Below are 14,426 nucleotides of genomic sequence, written 5' to 3'. Positions count from 1 at the left end.
ACGAGCAGAACCACCGTAGGTTTTAGCCAGAACGGTAGTGATTGCAGCGGTCAGAGTAGTTTTACCATGGTCAACGTGGCCGATAGTACCGACGTTGACGTGCGGTTTTGTACGTTCAAATTTTTCTTTAGACACGGCTATATTCCTTACTATAGCGCTCTCCCCTTCAGGAGAGAGCACGGGATTTTGGTTTCAACCCTACGGCTTATTTACCACGGGCTTCAATTACGGCCTGAGCAACGTTGTTCGGCGCGTCATCATACTTCAGGAACTCCATGGAGTAAGAAGCACGACCTTTGGTCAGGGAACGCAGCTGAGTTGCATATCCGAACATTTCAGACAGCGGAACTTCAGCGTGAATCACAACGCCAGTCACGTTGGATTCTTGACCACGCAGCATACCACGACGACGGCTAAGGTCACCGATGACGTCACCAGTGTTCTCTTCCGGAGTTTCTACTTCAACCTTCATGATCGGCTCAAGCAGAACTGGTTTCGCTTTCTTAAAGCCATCTTTGAAGGCAATAGAAGCGGCCAGTTTAAACGCCAGTTCAGAGGAGTCAACGTCATGGTAAGAACCGAAGTGCAGACGCACGCCGAGATCAACTACCGGGTAACCTGCCAGCGGACCAGCTTTCAGCTGTTCCTGGATGCCTTTATCAACGGCCGGGATGTATTCGCCAGGAATTACACCACCTTTGATGTCGTTGATGAACTCGTATCCTTTCGGATTTGAGCCCGGCTCCAGCGGGTACATGTCGATCACAACGTGACCATACTGACCGCGACCACCAGACTGCTTGGCATGTTTACCTTCGATATCGGTAACTTTCGCACGAATCGCTTCGCGGTAAGCAACCTGAGGTTTACCGACGTTCGCTTCAACGTTGAATTCACGCTTCATACGGTCAACGATGATGTCGAGGTGCAGCTCACCCATACCGGCGATAATGGTCTGGTTAGATTCTTCGTCAGTCCATACGCGGAATGACGGGTCTTCTTTCGCCAGACGACCCAGAGCCAGACCCATTTTTTCCTGGTCAGCTTTGGTTTTCGGTTCAACAGCGATGGAGATTACCGGCTCAGGGAATTCCATACGCTCCAGAATGATCGGGTGATCCGGGTTACACAGGGTGTCACCAGTAGTCACGTCTTTCAGACCGATAGCAGCAGCGATGTCGCCCGCGCGAACTTCTTTGATCTCTTCACGTTTGTTAGCGTGCATCTGTACGATACGACCGAAACGCTCACGTGCAGATTTCACGGAGTTCAGGATGGTATCACCAGAGTTAACCACACCGGAGTAAACGCGGAAGAAGGTCAGGTTACCCACGAACGGGTCGGTAGCGATTTTAAATGCCAGAGCAGCAAACGGCTCTTCATCGCTAGCGTGACGCTCAGCCGGAGTATCTTTACCGTCGTCCAGAATACCGTTGATCGCAGGTACATCAACCGGGGATGGCAGGTAATCAATTACCGCATCCAGCATCGCCTGAACACCTTTGTTCTTAAATGCAGAACCACAGGTTACCAGGATGATTTCGTTGTTCAGAACACGCTGACGCAGAGCTTTTTTGATCTCTTCTTCAGTCAGTTCTTCACCACCCAGGTATTTCTCCATCAGCTCTTCTGAAGCTTCTGCAGCGGACTCGATCAGGTTCTGGTGCCATTCTTCAGCCAGATCCTGCATGTCAGCCGGGATATCTTCATAGGTGAAGGTTACGCCTGCGTCTTCTTCGTTCCAGTTGATGGCTTTCATTTTCACCAGGTCAACAACACCGGTGAAACCTTCTTCAGCACCAATTGCCAGCTGCAGCGGAACCGGGTTCGCGCCCAGACGGGTTTTGATCTGACCAACAACTTTCAGGAAGTTCGCACCCATGCGGTCCATTTTGTTAACGAACGCAATGCGCGGAACTTTATATTTGTTTGCCTGACGCCATACGGTTTCAGACTGCGGCTGAACACCACCAACTGCGCAGTAAACCATTACCGCACCATCAAGCACACGCATGGAACGTTCTACTTCGATAGTGAAGTCAACGTGCCCCGGGGTGTCGATGATGTTAACGCGATGCGGTTCATACTGCTTAGCCATACCAGACCAGAATGCAGTAGTCGCTGCGGAGGTGATAGTGATACCACGCTCCTGCTCCTGCTCCATCCAGTCCATGGTTGCTGCGCCGTCATGAACTTCACCGATTTTGTGGTTTACACCGGTGTAGAACAGAATACGTTCGGTAGTAGTGGTTTTACCGGCGTCGATGTGCGCACTGATACCGATGTTACGGTAGCGTGCGATGGGTGTTGTACGAGCCATTTGATTCCTCGTTTATTTCTTTAGGCGTTCAGTTAAGTTATCCAGCACGGGCGACTTACCTGAAGCGCCCGCCTGGTGACTATGACTCCGAAGGGATTACCAACGGTAGTGAGCGAACGCCTTGTTGGCTTCTGCCATGCGGTGAACGTCTTCACGTTTCTTAACTGCAGTACCTTTGTTGTCTGCAGCGTCAGAAAGTTCGTTCGCCAGACGCAGAGCCATGGATTTATCACCACGTTTACGAGCAGCTTCTACGATCCAACGCATTGCCAGGGCATTACGACGAACCGGACGGACTTCAACTGGAACCTGGTAAGTAGAACCACCTACGCGGCGGGACTTAACTTCGACGGTCGGACGGACGTTGTCCAGAGCGACTTCGAAAGCTTCCAGTTCATTTTTACCAGAGCGCTGAGCCAGGGTCTCCAGCGCGCTGTATACGATAGCTTCTGCAGTAGATTTTTTACCATCTACCATCAGGATGTTTACAAATTTTGCCAGCAGTTCTGATCCGAACTTAGGATCTGGAAGGATTTTACGCTGACCAATGACGCGACGACGTGGCATGGAAATACTCCGTTGTTAATTCAGGATTGTCCAAAACTCAAAGAGTTTAGTTTGACATTAATATAAAACGTTTGGCCTTACTTAACGGAGAACCATTAAGCCTTAGGACGCTTCACGCCATACTTGGAGCGAGCTTGCTTACGGTCTTTAACGCCGGAGCAGTCAAGCGCACCACGAACGGTGTGGTAACGAACACCCGGAAGGTCTTTTACACGACCGCCACGGATCAGGATCACGGAGTGTTCCTGCAGGTTGTGACCTTCACCGCCGATGTAGGAGGTGACTTCGAAACCGTTAGTCAGACGAACACGGCAAACTTTACGCAGTGCGGAGTTCGGTTTTTTAGGAGTGGTGGTATATACGCGAGTACATACGCCACGTTTCTGCGGGCAGGCTTCCAGTGCAGGCACGTTGCTCTTTGCAACTTTGCGTGCGCGTGGTTTGCGTACCAGCTGGTTAATTGTTGCCATTAAATAGCTCCTGGTTTTAGCTTTTGCTTCGTAAACACGTAATAAATCGCCTCATATAATATGAGGACGCAGAATTTTAGGGCGGTGCCGAAAAGGTGTCAAGAAATATACAACGATCCCGCCATTACCAGGACAACTGTCCAGGATGTTTGACCGACATTCTGACGAAATCAGTATAGCTAACCCTGATGACACTGTCCGCAATTTGACCAGCCAGCCCGCGGGCATCGATATCGTCTTGCAGAGCATGAATGGTTATGGGGGCAGAGTGCAGGATTTCAAGGAAGGGTCCGCCGGCAATAGCCGCAATCACGCCATCAGAAAGCAGCAGGAGATCGTCGCCATCCTTTACCAGGCGCAGCATCGCACGGAGATCGGTGTGCCACGGGGACGAGCTGAGTGTGTGGAGCATTCAGTCCTCAGAAACGTAAAATCACGTTGAAATCATCGAGTCGGGCGCGCAGCGCTTCGGGTTCAAGCCACCCGGCATCCACTACCCACGCCGTCCCGGCATTCAGGCCGCGTTCGCGGGCAGACGCTGCGCATATCCAGCACGCGTCGATATCGTACAGCGGCAAAAGTTTAAAGGTCGCGATGTAATCGCGGGCAAGCACCGCCGACGGTTGTTGCCCGGGCAGCAGTTGGAAGACGCCGTCGCCGACAAAGAATACGCCGATCTCATCGGTCAGCGCGGAAGTCGCCAGCAGCGCATCCAGACCTTCCCGACCCGACGCAGAACCATGTGGGGCAGAAGAAAAAACAAAGGCAACGCGTTTCATCAGAACTGCACCATCCGATCGCAGGTTAATGAGGCTTCCGCCAGCGCACCCAAGCCGCTCAGCGTAAATCCGGGCTGCAGATTATGACCCGGCAACCCCAGCTGCTGAGCTTCTTGTTCATCGGTGACACCGCGACGCAGGGCTGCCGCCACGCAGATGTGCAGCGCGACAGCATGATCGTCATGCAGCCGCTGCCACGCGCGTACCAGGTCAAATTCATCGCTGGCGGGTGCAGTCAGCTGGTTGGCGTTGTAGACGCCTTCACGATAGAAGAAGACACAGTCCAGCTCATGACCCTCTTGCAAAATGGCCTGGGCAAACTGCCAGGCGCTGCTGGCCTGCTGCGTACCGTAGGCTGGCCCCGTCACCGTAATGGCAAAACGCATTACTTATCCAGCCCCTGGAAATCGCCGCTCTTAAACTGACGGATATAGAGATAGACCGTATGTTTGGAAATATTCAGCCGATCGGCAACCTGGTTGATGGCATCTTTGATATCAAAGATCCCTTTCTCGTAGAGATTCAGGACAATCTGGCGATTTTTAGCATTGTTGGAAACATTACGGTCAGCATTCACTTCTTCGATAGTGAACTCAAGAGTTTGAGCGACCAAATCGTCGACGGAGGAGGCAAAGTTAACCTGAGAGTTCACCTCTGGCGTTTCCGGCGGAATAAAGGTGCTCATTATCTGTGAGAACGGCACATCAAGGTTCATGTTGATGCACAGCAGACCGATGACCCGATGTTCACGGTTGCGAATCGCGATCGTGACGGACTTCATCAGGACGCCGCTCTTCGCCCGCGTAAAGTAACACTTGGATACGCTGCTATCGGCCCCCGTCATATCATGCAGCATGCGCAGCGCAAGATCGGTAATCGGCGAGCCGATTTGGCGCCCGGTATGCTCACCGTTGGCGATGCGGATGGCGGAGCATTTCAGATCCTGTAAAGAATGCAGCACGATCTCGCAATGGGAACCAATGAGCATCGCTAACCCGTCCACAACCGCTTCATAGGATTTGAGGATATCGAAGTCGGTCTGGTCGAAAGGACGTTGATCCAGCAGGTCAAGCTCACTGGTTTCGTTGGTTAAAAGCGACCTGGACATGAAAAAAAGCACTCCTTTTCAGGAGCCTGTCATTTTTTACACAAAACCGTTCAAGATGCGCTGAGGTGCACGTCCGAGACATTCGTCACCACGAATTTGACCAGCCGTAAGCTGGCGAGGTAAGAGGCAAACATGTCTCTTATCACGTCTCAGGGCTGACTCCAGTGCGTAACCGGAATAAGCGGATGCAGCCAATGCAGAGGCAGCTTGAAGGATGAGGTGTAGCTTGTCAGGGCAGGCTCATCATCATTATTAAGCTAACTAAAGTAATACAGCGCTTGAGGCACTTTCCAGTTTTAATTATATCTGCCCCAAATAAAAAAGCCGCCGCCTTTAACGGCGGCGGCTTAGACCAGATTACTTCTTCGCGTCTGCGCTTTGTGCGTCAGCTTTGGCATCAGCCGCCGCTTCAGGCTTGGCATCGGCTTTCGGTGCCGGTTTGATATCCAGCAGTTCTACGTCGAAGACCAGCGTGGAGTTAGCCGGAATACCCGGGACGCCAGTTTTGCCGTAAGCCAGATCCGGTGGGATGACCAGCTTGATTTTGCCGCCTTTCTTGATATTTTTCAGGCCTTCAGTCCAGCCAGGGATAACGCCATCCAGACGGAAGGAGAGCGGCTCACCGCGGGTGTAGGAGTTATCGAACTCTTTACCGTCAATCAGCGTACCTTTGTAGTTCACGACAACAGTATCGCTGTCTTTCGGTGCGTCGCCGGTCCCTTCTTTTTCAACTTTGTACAGCAGGCCAGATTTAGAGGTTTTTACGCCCTTCTCTTTTGCGAAGGTGTCGCGATAGGCTTTGCCTTTAGCATCGTTTTCAGTCGCGTCTTTTTCCATTTTCTGCTGAGCAGCAGTTTTTACGCGAGTCTCGAAGGTTTGCAGAGTCTGCTCGATTTCTTGATCGGACAGTTTGCTTTTATTCGCAAACGCATCCTGAACACCGGCAATCAGCTGATCTTTATCCAGCTTGATACCCAGTTTTTCTTGTTCTTTCAGGGAGTTTTCCATGTAACGTCCCAGTGAAGCACCCAGCGCATAAGCAGATTTTTGATCGTCATTTTTAAATGCCGCTTTGCTATCCGTTGCAGGTGCCGTCTTCGCGGCAGTATCAGCCGCAAAGGTCAGCGGTGCATTCAGGGCGACAGCCATCGTGGTCGCCAGCAGCGTTACTTTAAACAGTGATTTCATCCATTTCTCCAGGGCCGGGGCATCTCACCCCAGGGTTATCGTAAAAAGCAAAAAAGGTACTATAGAACGTTGCAGAGCAAATCTACATACAGACCTTCCTGAATATCGCCAGTTTTCAGACTATTTTTGTATAAATAAGTTTCCTGTCTTACGCGAGGTTGCTGCGCGAAGGGTGAAAGTTGAGTAGAATCCGCTCGCGAAATAAGACAGAAGAGGTGACTCATGCACGACAGTACACTGGAGACTCGCCTGGCGGAGCTGGAAAGCCGGCTGGCGTTTCAGGAAATCACCATTGAAGACCTCAACAAGACCGTCACCGCCCATGAGATAGAAATGGCGAAGATGCGTGAACATATGCGCTTGATGGTTGAAAAACTGAAAGCGACCCAATCATCGCATATCGCATCACAGGCAGAAGAAACGCCCCCACCACATTATTGAGGCGTAAAAAAAGCGGGTTTCCCCGCTTGACTATCTCCGGCAGCGCTATGTCTACCGGATTGAATACCCTAAGAATTTCGATTCGCAGAACGGCGGCAGGCTTGAGAACTCCCGGCAGCATAGAGAACAATGTCACCGGGGTTTGAAAGCCAGGCCAACGCGCCTGCGGCCTGAAAGACGACGGGGATTAGTGGCAACCACAGCCGCCGTTACCACAACCACCTTTGCCATGTTCATGACCGTGGTCGTGATCGTGGCCGTGGCCGCCGCAGCAACCTTCATGATCGTGGTCATGATCGTGGCCGTGGGCGCCGTGCACGTGACCGTGCTCCAGCTCTTCTGCAGTCGCTTCGCGAATCGCAACAACTTCAACGTTGAACTTCAGATTCTGGCCAGCCAGCATGTGGTTACCGTCAACCACTACGTGCTCATCGTCCACTTCGGTGATTTCAACCGGCACTGGACCCTGGTCGGTTTCCGCCAGGAAACGCATGCCAACCTGCAGTTCGTCAACGCCCATGAAGACGTCTTTAGGAACACGCTGAACCAGATTTTCGTCGTACTGGCCGTACGCATCGTTCGCGCCGACTTCTACGTCAAATTTGTCGCCCACTTCATGACCATCCAGCGCATTTTCCAGGCCGGAAATCAGGGAGCCGTGACCATGCAGGTAGTCCAGCGGCGCGCTTACCGGAGACTCATCAACCAACACACCGTCTTCTGTACGTACCTGATAGGCCAGGCTGACCACCAGGTCTTTTGCTACTTTCATGATATCTCCTGAGCATGGGAAGAATAGTGGCGCAGATTGTAGCGGAATTCTGCAGCCGTGTACCCTCTAGCTTAAAAAAAGGCGACAGATAACGCTAGTCCGGATGAAAAATGCCAATCACTTGTTCATCTTTGCGGACGTGCTCGCGCGCCTCTTTATCCGCCTCACGCATCTGGTGACCACACTTAACACACTCAACAATATCGACATTATTCTCACGCCACATTGCCAGAGAATCCTGCGCCTGGCACGCCGGACATTTTGCCCCGGCAATAAAACGTTTACGTACAGCCATCATTATTTGACCCTTATTCAAACTCATCCCAACCGTCAAGCTGCCTGCTCTCTTTCTGCATCTCGCGCTGGAAAATCTCTTCCAGCTCCCGGCGAGCCTCCCGCACGCGTGATATCTGCAGCGTATCAGTATTCACGGGCATTAACTCACGCAGCATTCGCATATCCAGACGACGGAAGTGCAGCTGCGCACGCTGAGCCTGATGCGGATGCATGCCCAGGGTAATCAATGCCTTGCGCCCCAACTCCAGCGCGCTGGAAAACGTTTCACGCGAAAACTGTTTCACGCCGGCCTGCAGCAATTCATGCGCCTCAACACGCCCCCGGGCGCGCGCCAGAATATTCAGATGCGGAAAGTGTTGCTGACACATCTCCACCAGCTTCATGGTATCTTCCGGCTCGTTGCAGGTGATAACAATCGACTGCGCATCCTCCGCCCCCGCCGAGCGCAGCAGCTCCAGTTGCGTCGCATCGCCAAAATAGACTTTATAGCCATATTTACGCATCAGGTTAACCGCACTGATATCGCGCTCCAGCACGGTAATCCGCATTTTATTGGCCATCAGCAAACGACCAATAACCTGCCCGAAGCGGCCAAAGCCGACAATAATCACCTGCGGTTTATCGTCCTCAACCCACGGCGCTTCATCTTCTTCTTCCGGTTGGTTAAAGCGCCGGGAGAGAATTTGATCGATAAGCGTCATCAGCAGCGGCGTCGTCATCATCGATAGCGTGACCGTCACCAGCAGCAGCGCCATCTGATCGTTTTCGAACAGTCGCAGCGAGGCCGGCAGTGAGAACAGCACAAACGCAAACTCGCCCCCCTGGCTCAGCACTCCCGCAAACTGCATCCGTTCCGAGCTACGCAACCCGTATACCCGCGCCAGGCTGTACAGCACGAGGCTTTTCACCGCCACCAGCACGGCAACGCTTGCCGCCACCCACAGTAAGTGGGTATAGAGCACGCCCAGATTCAATGCCATGCCGACGGAAATAAAGAACAACCCGAGCAAGAGCCCTTTAAACGGCTCAATGGCGATCTCCAGCTCATGGCGATACTCGCTTTCAGCCAGCAGAACGCCGGCGATGAAGGTACCGAGCGCCATAGACAGACCGAGCGCGTCCATAAACAAGGCCGATCCCAGTACCAGCAGCAGCGTCGCGGCGGTAAATACTTCTCGGACCCCGGAGCCGGCGATAAACCGAAAAACAGGTCGCAGCAGAAAACGGCCGCCAATAAGCATCCCCGCGAAGGCCAAAACCTTCAGCCCGACGGTCACCCAGTTAAGATGGTCATCACCGGAACCGGCCAACAGCGGAACCAGAGCCAGCGCGGGGATCACCGCCAGATCCTGGAACAGCAGCACGGAAAAACCCAGCTGGCCGGACTCGCTGCGACTCATTCCTTTCTCACGCATCAGCTGCAGCGCCATTGCCGTGGACGACATCGCCAGACCAATACCGCCGACTACCGCCGCCTGCCAGGAAAACCCGGTCACTATCAGTAATCCGCCGAGGATACCCGCGCTGAGCACGACCTGCGCCGCCCCGACGCCAAAAATGGAGCTGCGCAGGCGCCAGAGCTTAGCCGGATTCAGCTCCAGTCCGATGATGAACATCAGGAACACAACGCCCAGTTCGGAGAAGTGCAAAATCTCATCGACATCGCTAATAAATCCCAGCCCCCAGGGACCAATCGCAATGCCGGCCAGCAGATAGCCTAATACCGCACCGATGCCCAGCCGGGCGGCCAACGGCACCGCCACCACGGCAGAAAACAGAAACAAGACTCCCGCTAACAGCAGATCAGCGCCCTCCATTTATGCCTCCTGCCGCGATGGGATTAGCCAGCCAGTCGCGATAAGCACGCGCGTGATTTTTCAGATCGGCAGGCGATTGTCGGCGAGCCCAGTAGACAATAATCGGACTCATCCAGTGCATCCGGCACATGCCGGCAGTCAGTTCAAATGGGCGCAGGATGTCGTTCATGGGATAGCGATTGGCATCGCGTCGGTAGGCGCTCTCGGGCTCACCGGTGGTAATCACGCTACGCCAGTACTTTCCCGCAAGCTGGTTCCCTCCGGCGCCGCTGGCAAAGCCGCGGGTCAGCACTCTGTCCAGCCACTCCTTCAGCAATGCCGGGCAGCTCCACGTATAAAGCGGGTGCTGGAAAACAATCACCTCATGCTGGCGCAACAGATCCTGCTCGTGAGCAATATCGATAAAAAAATCTGGGTAGTGTGCATAGAGATCGTGCACGGTGACATTAGGCAACTGTAAAGCCGGTTCAAGTAAAACCCGGTTGGCCACGGAATCCTGGGATTCTGGGTGGGCATACAGCAGCAAAACCTTCGCTGTCTGAGACATCATTCCCCTCCCGAACGTCTTCTGGTGGCCTGTACAACGGCTGCGTCCCGACGCAACCAGAATGACTTTGTGTATCGTCTTCGTTTTGGGCTACCATTGCGGCCCGGTGGAGCAATTTGCTACCACATTACATTATCATAATGACAAACTAACATAGTCAGAACATACGGCGCCTTATGATTGTTTTCTCCTCGTTACAAATTCGTCGCGGCGTACGGGTCCTCCTGGACAACGCCACCGCAACCATCAATCCTGGCCAGAAGGTCGGCCTGGTGGGAAAAAACGGCTGCGGCAAATCCACGCTGCTGTCGCTTTTGAAAAACGAGATTAGCGCCGACGGCGGCAGTATGACCTTTCCGGGTAACTGGCAGCTGGCGTGGGTTAATCAGGAAACCCCTGCGCTGCCGCAGCCAGCCATTGATTATGTTATTGATGGCGATCGCGAATACCGCCAGCTCGAAGCCGATTTAAACCTGGCCAACGAGCGCAATGACGGCCACGCCATCGCAACGGTGCACGGTAAACTGGATGCCATTGATGCCTGGACCATCCGTTCGCGCGCCGCCAGCCTGCTGCACGGGCTGGGGTTCAGTAATGAGCAGCTTGAAAGCCCGGTCAGCGACTTTTCCGGCGGTTGGCGTATGCGCCTGAACCTCGCGCAGGCGCTGATTTGTCGTTCCGATCTGCTGCTGCTCGATGAACCGACTAACCACCTCGATCTCGATGCGGTCATCTGGCTGGAAAAATGGCTGAAAAGCTACACCGGCACGCTGATTCTGATCTCTCACGATCGTGACTTCCTGGACCCGATCGTTGATAAAATTATTCATATCGAACAGCAAACGATGTTCGAATACACCGGCAACTACAGCTCGTTTGAAGTGCAGCGCGCAACCCGTCTGTCACAGCAGCAGTCGATGTATGAAAGCCAGCAACTGCGCGTCGCGCATCTGCAAAGTTATATCGACCGCTTTCGCGCCAAGGCCACCAAGGCCAAGCAGGCGCAAAGCCGTATTAAGATGCTGGAGCGTATGGAGCTTATCGCTCCGGCTCACGTCGATAACCCGTTCCACTTCAGTTTCCGCGCGCCGGAAAGCCTGCCAAACCCGCTGCTGAAAATGGAAAAAGTCAGCGCCGGCTACGGCGAACGGGTGATTCTGGACTCGATCAAGTTAAACCTGGTGCCCGGTTCGCGCATTGGCCTGTTAGGGCGCAACGGCGCCGGCAAGTCGACGCTGATCAAACTGCTGGCTGGCGAACTCCAGCCGCTGCATGGCGAGATTGGCCTCGCTAAAGGCATTAAGCTCGGCTACTTCGCTCAGCATCAGCTGGAGTTTCTGCGCGCTGACGAATCCCCATTACAGCATCTGGCTCGCCTGGCGCCTCAGGAGACAGAGCAGAAGCTGCGCGACTATCTCGGCGGATTTGGTTTCCAGAGCGATAAGGTCAACGAAGAGACTCAGCGTTTCTCCGGCGGTGAAAAGGCCCGTCTGGTGCTGGCGTTAATCGTCTGGCAGCGCCCTAACCTTCTGCTGCTCGATGAACCGACGAACCACCTCGATCTCGATATGCGTCAGGCCTTGACCGAAGCGCTGATTGATTTCGAAGGCGCGTTGGTTGTGGTCTCGCACGATCGCCACCTGATCCGTTCCACCACCGACGATCTCTATCTGGTGCATGACGGCAAAGTCGAGCAGTTCGATGGCGACCTGGAGGATTATCAGCAGTGGCTCAGCGACTCACAGAAACAGGAGAGCTCGTCGTCTGACGTGGCGAAAGAGAGCGGTAACAGCGCGCAGGCCCGCAAAGACCAGAAACGTCGGGAAGCGGAATTACGCACGCTCACTCAACCGCTGCGTAAAGAGATTACCCGCCTCGAAAAAGAGATGGATAAGCTCAACGCGCAGCTCGCCCAGGCGGAAGAGAAGCTCGGCGACAGCGGGCTGTATGATGCCTCCCGCAAAGCCGAGCTGACCACCTGTCTGCAGCAGCAGGCCAGTGCCAAATCCGGTCTGGAAGAGTGTGAAATGGCCTGGCTGGATGCACAAGAGCAGCTGGAACAGATGCTGCAGGAAGGTTAAGACCGGTTATGATCGGGCAGGGGGCATAAACGCAGCGGCGCCAGGTTATGGGAACACGCCGTGATATTCCCCTGCTAAAAACCGCAACACTCATCTGCGAAGAGGCATTGCCATGGTAAAAAAAACGCTCATCTCCCTCTCACTGCTTTGCGCCCTGACCCACTCTGCTTTTGCCGCCTACACCGCAAGCGAATTAAAGAACAAAGAAAACGTCATCGCTTTTTATAATAAGGCGCTGAACGATAAAGACTTTGATGCCGCAAAAACCTACCTCGGGCAGGAGTATATCCAGCATAATCCTGGCGCGAAGGATGGGCCTGAAGGCTTTCGTCAATTCATCGCCTTTCTGAAAGAGAAATTCCCCGACTCTCACAGCGAGATTAAACGGGTGATTGTCGACGGCGACTATGTCGTTCTGCACGTTGCGTCCACCGGCCGCGAGCCGGGCGTCACCCGGGCGATTATCGATATTTTCCGCCTCGATGCGCAGAACAAGATCGTTGAGCACTGGGATGTTATTCAGACGGTTCCGGAAAAAACCGCCAGCGGCAACAGCATGTTTTGAGCCAGCCCCACGGCCATTCGCTCCTGGCGGGGCCGTTTCCCCTTCCAGCCCTCCCGGGTAGCGGGTCATCCTTATCCCGCAAGAGCAGTCCTCATCCGGCTTCAATTTCGTGTAACCTATAGCGCAGGCCGCAAGACCACATATTGGATAACCTGCGCACTTCATGCGCGGTATACTGTTTTATAAGATGATTAACTGCTCTGGTGCTATGGTTGAAATCACCCCCACAGAAATGACGCCCCCCGAAGACGACTCGCGCGAGTTTCACCCTATGCGCGGCGTGGGCAATCGTCATCTGCAGACCATGCTGCCGCGCCTGATTCGCCGTAAGCTGGGATTCACGCCGCACTGGCAGCGACTTGAACTCCCGGACGGTGATTTTGTCGATCTGGCGTGGAGCGAAGACCCCGCCGGGGCGCAACATAAACCGCGACTGGTCGTGTTCCACGGGCTGGAGGGCAGCCTGCACAGCCCCTATGCTCATGGCCTTATCCATGCAGCCATGCAGCGCGGCTGGCTGGGCGTGGTGATGCATTTCCGCGGCTGTAGCGGCGAACCCAATCGCAATAACCGCATCTATCATTCGGGTGAAACCGAAGATGGCAGTTGGTTCCTGCACTGGCTACAACGCGAATGGGGTGCGGTGCCGACCGCCGCCGTCGGCTATTCGCTGGGCGGCAATATGCTGGGCTGCCTGCTGGCCGAAGAAGGCGATAATGTCCCGCTGGATGCCGCGGTTATTGTCTCAGCCCCGTTCATGCTCGAAGCCTGCAGCTATCATATGGACAAGGGCTTTTCCCGGGTCTATCAACGTTATCTGCTCAATCTGTTAAAGGCCAACGCCGCGCGTAAGCTGAAAGCCTATCCCGGCTCGCTACCGGTTGATCTGCGCCAGCTCAAAGGTATGCGCCGCATCCGCGAGTTTGACGATATGATCACTGCCCGGATTCACGGATTTGCGGATGCGCTGGACTACTATCGCCAGTGTAGCGCAATGCCGCGGCTCAGCGACATTACTAAACCGACGTTGATCATTCATGCGAAGGACGATCCTTTTATGGACCACCACTCCATTCCGCCGCAAGAGCAACTCCCGGTAAACGTCGAGTATCAGCTGACAGAAAATGGCGGACACGTCGGATTCGTTGGCGGCACGCTGCGCAAGCCGGAAATGTGGCTGGAAAAGCGTATCCCGGACTGGTTAACCCGTTGGTTGGGAGCACAAAAATGATTATTCCCTGGCACGATCTGGATCCCGAAACGCTGGATAACCTGATCGAAAGCTTTGTGTTGCGTGAAGGCACCGATTATGGTGAACATGAACGCTCGCTGGCGGATAAAGTCGCCGACGTCAAACAGCAATTGAAAAGCGGAGAAGCCGTACTGGTGTGGTCAGAACTGCACGAGACGGTCAACATCATGCCCCGCAAGCAGTTTCACGGCTAAGGCGGCGCCACACATCGTTTAATCTGGG

At 54.0% G+C, this 14,426-nt stretch carries 18 protein-coding genes; 5 read left to right on the top strand and 13 right to left on the bottom strand.

All coding sequences use genetic code 11. From position 1 onward, the window contains the following. The 9 genes from GRPL_RS26600 to fkpA form a co-directional block, all read right to left on the bottom strand. On the bottom strand, positions 1–135 hold a 135-nt coding region (locus GRPL_RS26600; RefSeq protein WP_009484166.1), incomplete at its 3' end, for a GTP-binding protein. A gap of 70 nt (positions 136–205) precedes the next feature. Further along, on the bottom strand, positions 206–2,320 hold the full coding sequence (gene fusA, locus GRPL_RS19070) for an elongation factor G (RefSeq protein WP_004868382.1): 2,115 nt from the start codon (positions 2,318–2,320) through the stop codon (positions 206–208). Positions 2,321–2,416: 96 nt separating this feature from the next. Continuing rightward, entirely contained in the window at positions 2,417–2,887 is a 471-nt protein-coding gene (rpsG, locus tag GRPL_RS19075; RefSeq protein WP_004106370.1) for a 30S ribosomal protein S7, read from the bottom strand. Between the two features lie 95 nt (positions 2,888–2,982). Continuing rightward, positions 2,983–3,357 carry a 30S ribosomal protein S12 gene (rpsL, locus tag GRPL_RS19080; RefSeq protein ID WP_002920115.1) on the bottom strand — a complete coding sequence of 125 codons (375 nt, stop codon included), beginning with the start codon at positions 3,355–3,357 and terminating at the stop codon, positions 2,983–2,985. A gap of 124 nt (positions 3,358–3,481) precedes the next feature. Continuing rightward, on the bottom strand, positions 3,482–3,769 hold the full coding sequence (gene tusB, locus GRPL_RS19085; protein WP_032690480.1) for a sulfurtransferase complex subunit TusB: 288 nt from the start codon (positions 3,767–3,769) through the stop codon (positions 3,482–3,484). A 7-nt stretch (positions 3,770–3,776) separates the two neighbouring features. After that, the gene (tusC, locus tag GRPL_RS19090; protein WP_032690479.1) at positions 3,777–4,136 is read right to left on the bottom strand and encodes a sulfurtransferase complex subunit TusC; all 360 of its coding nucleotides are present in this window, start codon (positions 4,134–4,136) and stop codon (positions 3,777–3,779) included. Then, the gene (gene tusD, locus GRPL_RS19095; RefSeq protein ID WP_032690478.1) at positions 4,136–4,522 is read right to left on the bottom strand and encodes a sulfurtransferase complex subunit TusD; all 387 of its coding nucleotides are present in this window, start codon (positions 4,520–4,522) and stop codon (positions 4,136–4,138) included. The genes tusC and tusD overlap by 1 nt, the downstream gene beginning before the upstream one ends. Beyond that, positions 4,522–5,244 (bottom strand): helix-turn-helix transcriptional regulator, encoded by a 723-nt coding sequence (locus tag GRPL_RS19100; RefSeq protein ID WP_004868391.1) that lies wholly within the window; start codon positions 5,242–5,244, stop codon positions 4,522–4,524. Before GRPL_RS19100 ends, tusD begins: the two co-directional genes overlap by 1 nt. A gap of 357 nt (positions 5,245–5,601) precedes the next feature. Further along, entirely contained in the window at positions 5,602–6,432 is an 831-nt protein-coding gene (fkpA, locus tag GRPL_RS19105) for an FKBP-type peptidyl-prolyl cis-trans isomerase (RefSeq protein ID WP_015585625.1), read from the bottom strand. A 222-nt stretch (positions 6,433–6,654) separates the two neighbouring features. Here fkpA and GRPL_RS19110 point away from each other — a divergent pair, with 222 nt between their 5' ends. Then, a complete protein-coding gene (locus GRPL_RS19110) occupies positions 6,655–6,873 on the top strand; it encodes a protein SlyX (protein ID WP_004868395.1) in 219 nt (72 codons plus the stop codon). Between the two features lie 187 nt (positions 6,874–7,060). On the opposite strand, the gene slyD is transcribed toward GRPL_RS19110, so the two are convergent. The 4 genes from slyD to kefG all read right to left on the bottom strand — a co-directional run bounded on the left by slyD (position 7,061) and on the right by kefG (position 10,309). Continuing rightward, entirely contained in the window at positions 7,061–7,645 is a 585-nt protein-coding gene (gene slyD, locus GRPL_RS19115) for a peptidylprolyl isomerase (protein ID WP_004868397.1), read from the bottom strand. Between the two features lie 94 nt (positions 7,646–7,739). Next, the gene (locus tag GRPL_RS19120; RefSeq protein WP_013364433.1) at positions 7,740–7,940 is read right to left on the bottom strand and encodes a YheV family putative zinc ribbon protein; all 201 of its coding nucleotides are present in this window, start codon (positions 7,938–7,940) and stop codon (positions 7,740–7,742) included. A 13-nt stretch (positions 7,941–7,953) separates the two neighbouring features. After that, entirely contained in the window at positions 7,954–9,759 is a 1,806-nt protein-coding gene (kefB, locus tag GRPL_RS19125) for a glutathione-regulated potassium-efflux system protein KefB (protein ID WP_032690476.1), read from the bottom strand. Next, positions 9,746–10,309, bottom strand: a complete 564-nt coding sequence (kefG, locus tag GRPL_RS0125555) for a glutathione-regulated potassium-efflux system ancillary protein KefG (RefSeq protein WP_032690475.1) — start codon at positions 10,307–10,309, stop codon at positions 9,746–9,748. Before kefG ends, kefB begins: the two co-directional genes overlap by 14 nt. A gap of 173 nt (positions 10,310–10,482) precedes the next feature. Here kefG and GRPL_RS19130 point away from each other — a divergent pair, with 173 nt between their 5' ends. The 4 genes from GRPL_RS19130 to GRPL_RS19145 all read left to right on the top strand — a co-directional run bounded on the left by GRPL_RS19130 (position 10,483) and on the right by GRPL_RS19145 (position 14,398). Beyond that, positions 10,483–12,387 carry an ABC transporter ATP-binding protein gene (locus GRPL_RS19130; protein ID WP_032698709.1) on the top strand — a complete coding sequence of 635 codons (1,905 nt, stop codon included), beginning with the start codon at positions 10,483–10,485 and terminating at the stop codon, positions 12,385–12,387. 112 nt (positions 12,388–12,499) lie between these two features. Then, positions 12,500–12,952 (top strand): nuclear transport factor 2 family protein, encoded by a 453-nt coding sequence (locus tag GRPL_RS19135; RefSeq protein WP_032690473.1) that lies wholly within the window; start codon positions 12,500–12,502, stop codon positions 12,950–12,952. 232 nt (positions 12,953–13,184) lie between these two features. Then, positions 13,185–14,183 carry a hydrolase gene (locus GRPL_RS19140; protein WP_181890754.1) on the top strand — a complete coding sequence of 333 codons (999 nt, stop codon included), beginning with the start codon at positions 13,185–13,187 and terminating at the stop codon, positions 14,181–14,183. Beyond that, positions 14,180–14,398, top strand: a complete 219-nt coding sequence (locus GRPL_RS19145) for a YheU family protein (protein ID WP_004868412.1) — start codon at positions 14,180–14,182, stop codon at positions 14,396–14,398. Before GRPL_RS19140 ends, GRPL_RS19145 begins: the two co-directional genes overlap by 4 nt. The last annotated feature ends 28 nt before the right edge of the window (positions 14,399–14,426 follow it).

Origin of the sequence: Klebsiella planticola ATCC 33531 (assembly GCF_000735435.1) — a bacterium.
Classification (GTDB): domain Bacteria; phylum Pseudomonadota; class Gammaproteobacteria; order Enterobacterales; family Enterobacteriaceae; genus Klebsiella; species Klebsiella planticola.
Note: the sequence above shows the minus strand (reverse complement) of the source record. Positions and strands in the feature narration are given on the sequence as shown.

Bases quoted from the DNA above. Each gene is read 5' to 3' on its own strand.
- fusA (WP_004868382.1), bottom strand. From the start codon at position 2,320: ATGGCTCGTACAACACCCATCGCACGCTACCGTAACATCGGTATCAGT.
- rpsG (WP_004106370.1), bottom strand. From the start codon at position 2,887: ATGCCACGTCGTCGCGTCATTGGTCAGCGTAAAATCCTTCCAGATCCT.
- rpsL (WP_002920115.1), bottom strand. From the start codon at position 3,357: ATGGCAACAATTAACCAGCTGGTACGCAAACCACGCGCACGCAAAGTT.
- tusB (WP_032690480.1), bottom strand. From the start codon at position 3,769: ATGCTCCACACACTCAGCTCGTCCCCGTGGCACACCGATCTCCGTGCG.
- tusC (WP_032690479.1), bottom strand. From the start codon at position 4,136: ATGAAACGCGTTGCCTTTGTTTTTTCTTCTGCCCCACATGGTTCTGCG.
- tusD (WP_032690478.1), bottom strand. From the start codon at position 4,522: ATGCGTTTTGCCATTACGGTGACGGGGCCAGCCTACGGTACGCAGCAG.
- GRPL_RS19100 (WP_004868391.1), bottom strand. From the start codon at position 5,244: ATGTCCAGGTCGCTTTTAACCAACGAAACCAGTGAGCTTGACCTGCTG.
- fkpA (WP_015585625.1), bottom strand. From the start codon at position 6,432: ATGAAATCACTGTTTAAAGTAACGCTGCTGGCGACCACGATGGCTGTC.
- GRPL_RS19110 (WP_004868395.1), top strand. From the start codon at position 6,655: ATGCACGACAGTACACTGGAGACTCGCCTGGCGGAGCTGGAAAGCCGG.
- slyD (WP_004868397.1), bottom strand. From the start codon at position 7,645: ATGAAAGTAGCAAAAGACCTGGTGGTCAGCCTGGCCTATCAGGTACGT.
- GRPL_RS19120 (WP_013364433.1), bottom strand. From the start codon at position 7,940: ATGGCTGTACGTAAACGTTTTATTGCCGGGGCAAAATGTCCGGCGTGC.
- kefB (WP_032690476.1), bottom strand. From the start codon at position 9,759: ATGGAGGGCGCTGATCTGCTGTTAGCGGGAGTCTTGTTTCTGTTTTCT.
- kefG (WP_032690475.1), bottom strand. From the start codon at position 10,309: ATGATGTCTCAGACAGCGAAGGTTTTGCTGCTGTATGCCCACCCAGAA.
- GRPL_RS19130 (WP_032698709.1), top strand. From the start codon at position 10,483: ATGATTGTTTTCTCCTCGTTACAAATTCGTCGCGGCGTACGGGTCCTC.
- GRPL_RS19135 (WP_032690473.1), top strand. From the start codon at position 12,500: ATGGTAAAAAAAACGCTCATCTCCCTCTCACTGCTTTGCGCCCTGACC.
- GRPL_RS19140 (WP_181890754.1), top strand. From the start codon at position 13,185: ATGACGCCCCCCGAAGACGACTCGCGCGAGTTTCACCCTATGCGCGGC.
- GRPL_RS19145 (WP_004868412.1), top strand. From the start codon at position 14,180: ATGATTATTCCCTGGCACGATCTGGATCCCGAAACGCTGGATAACCTG.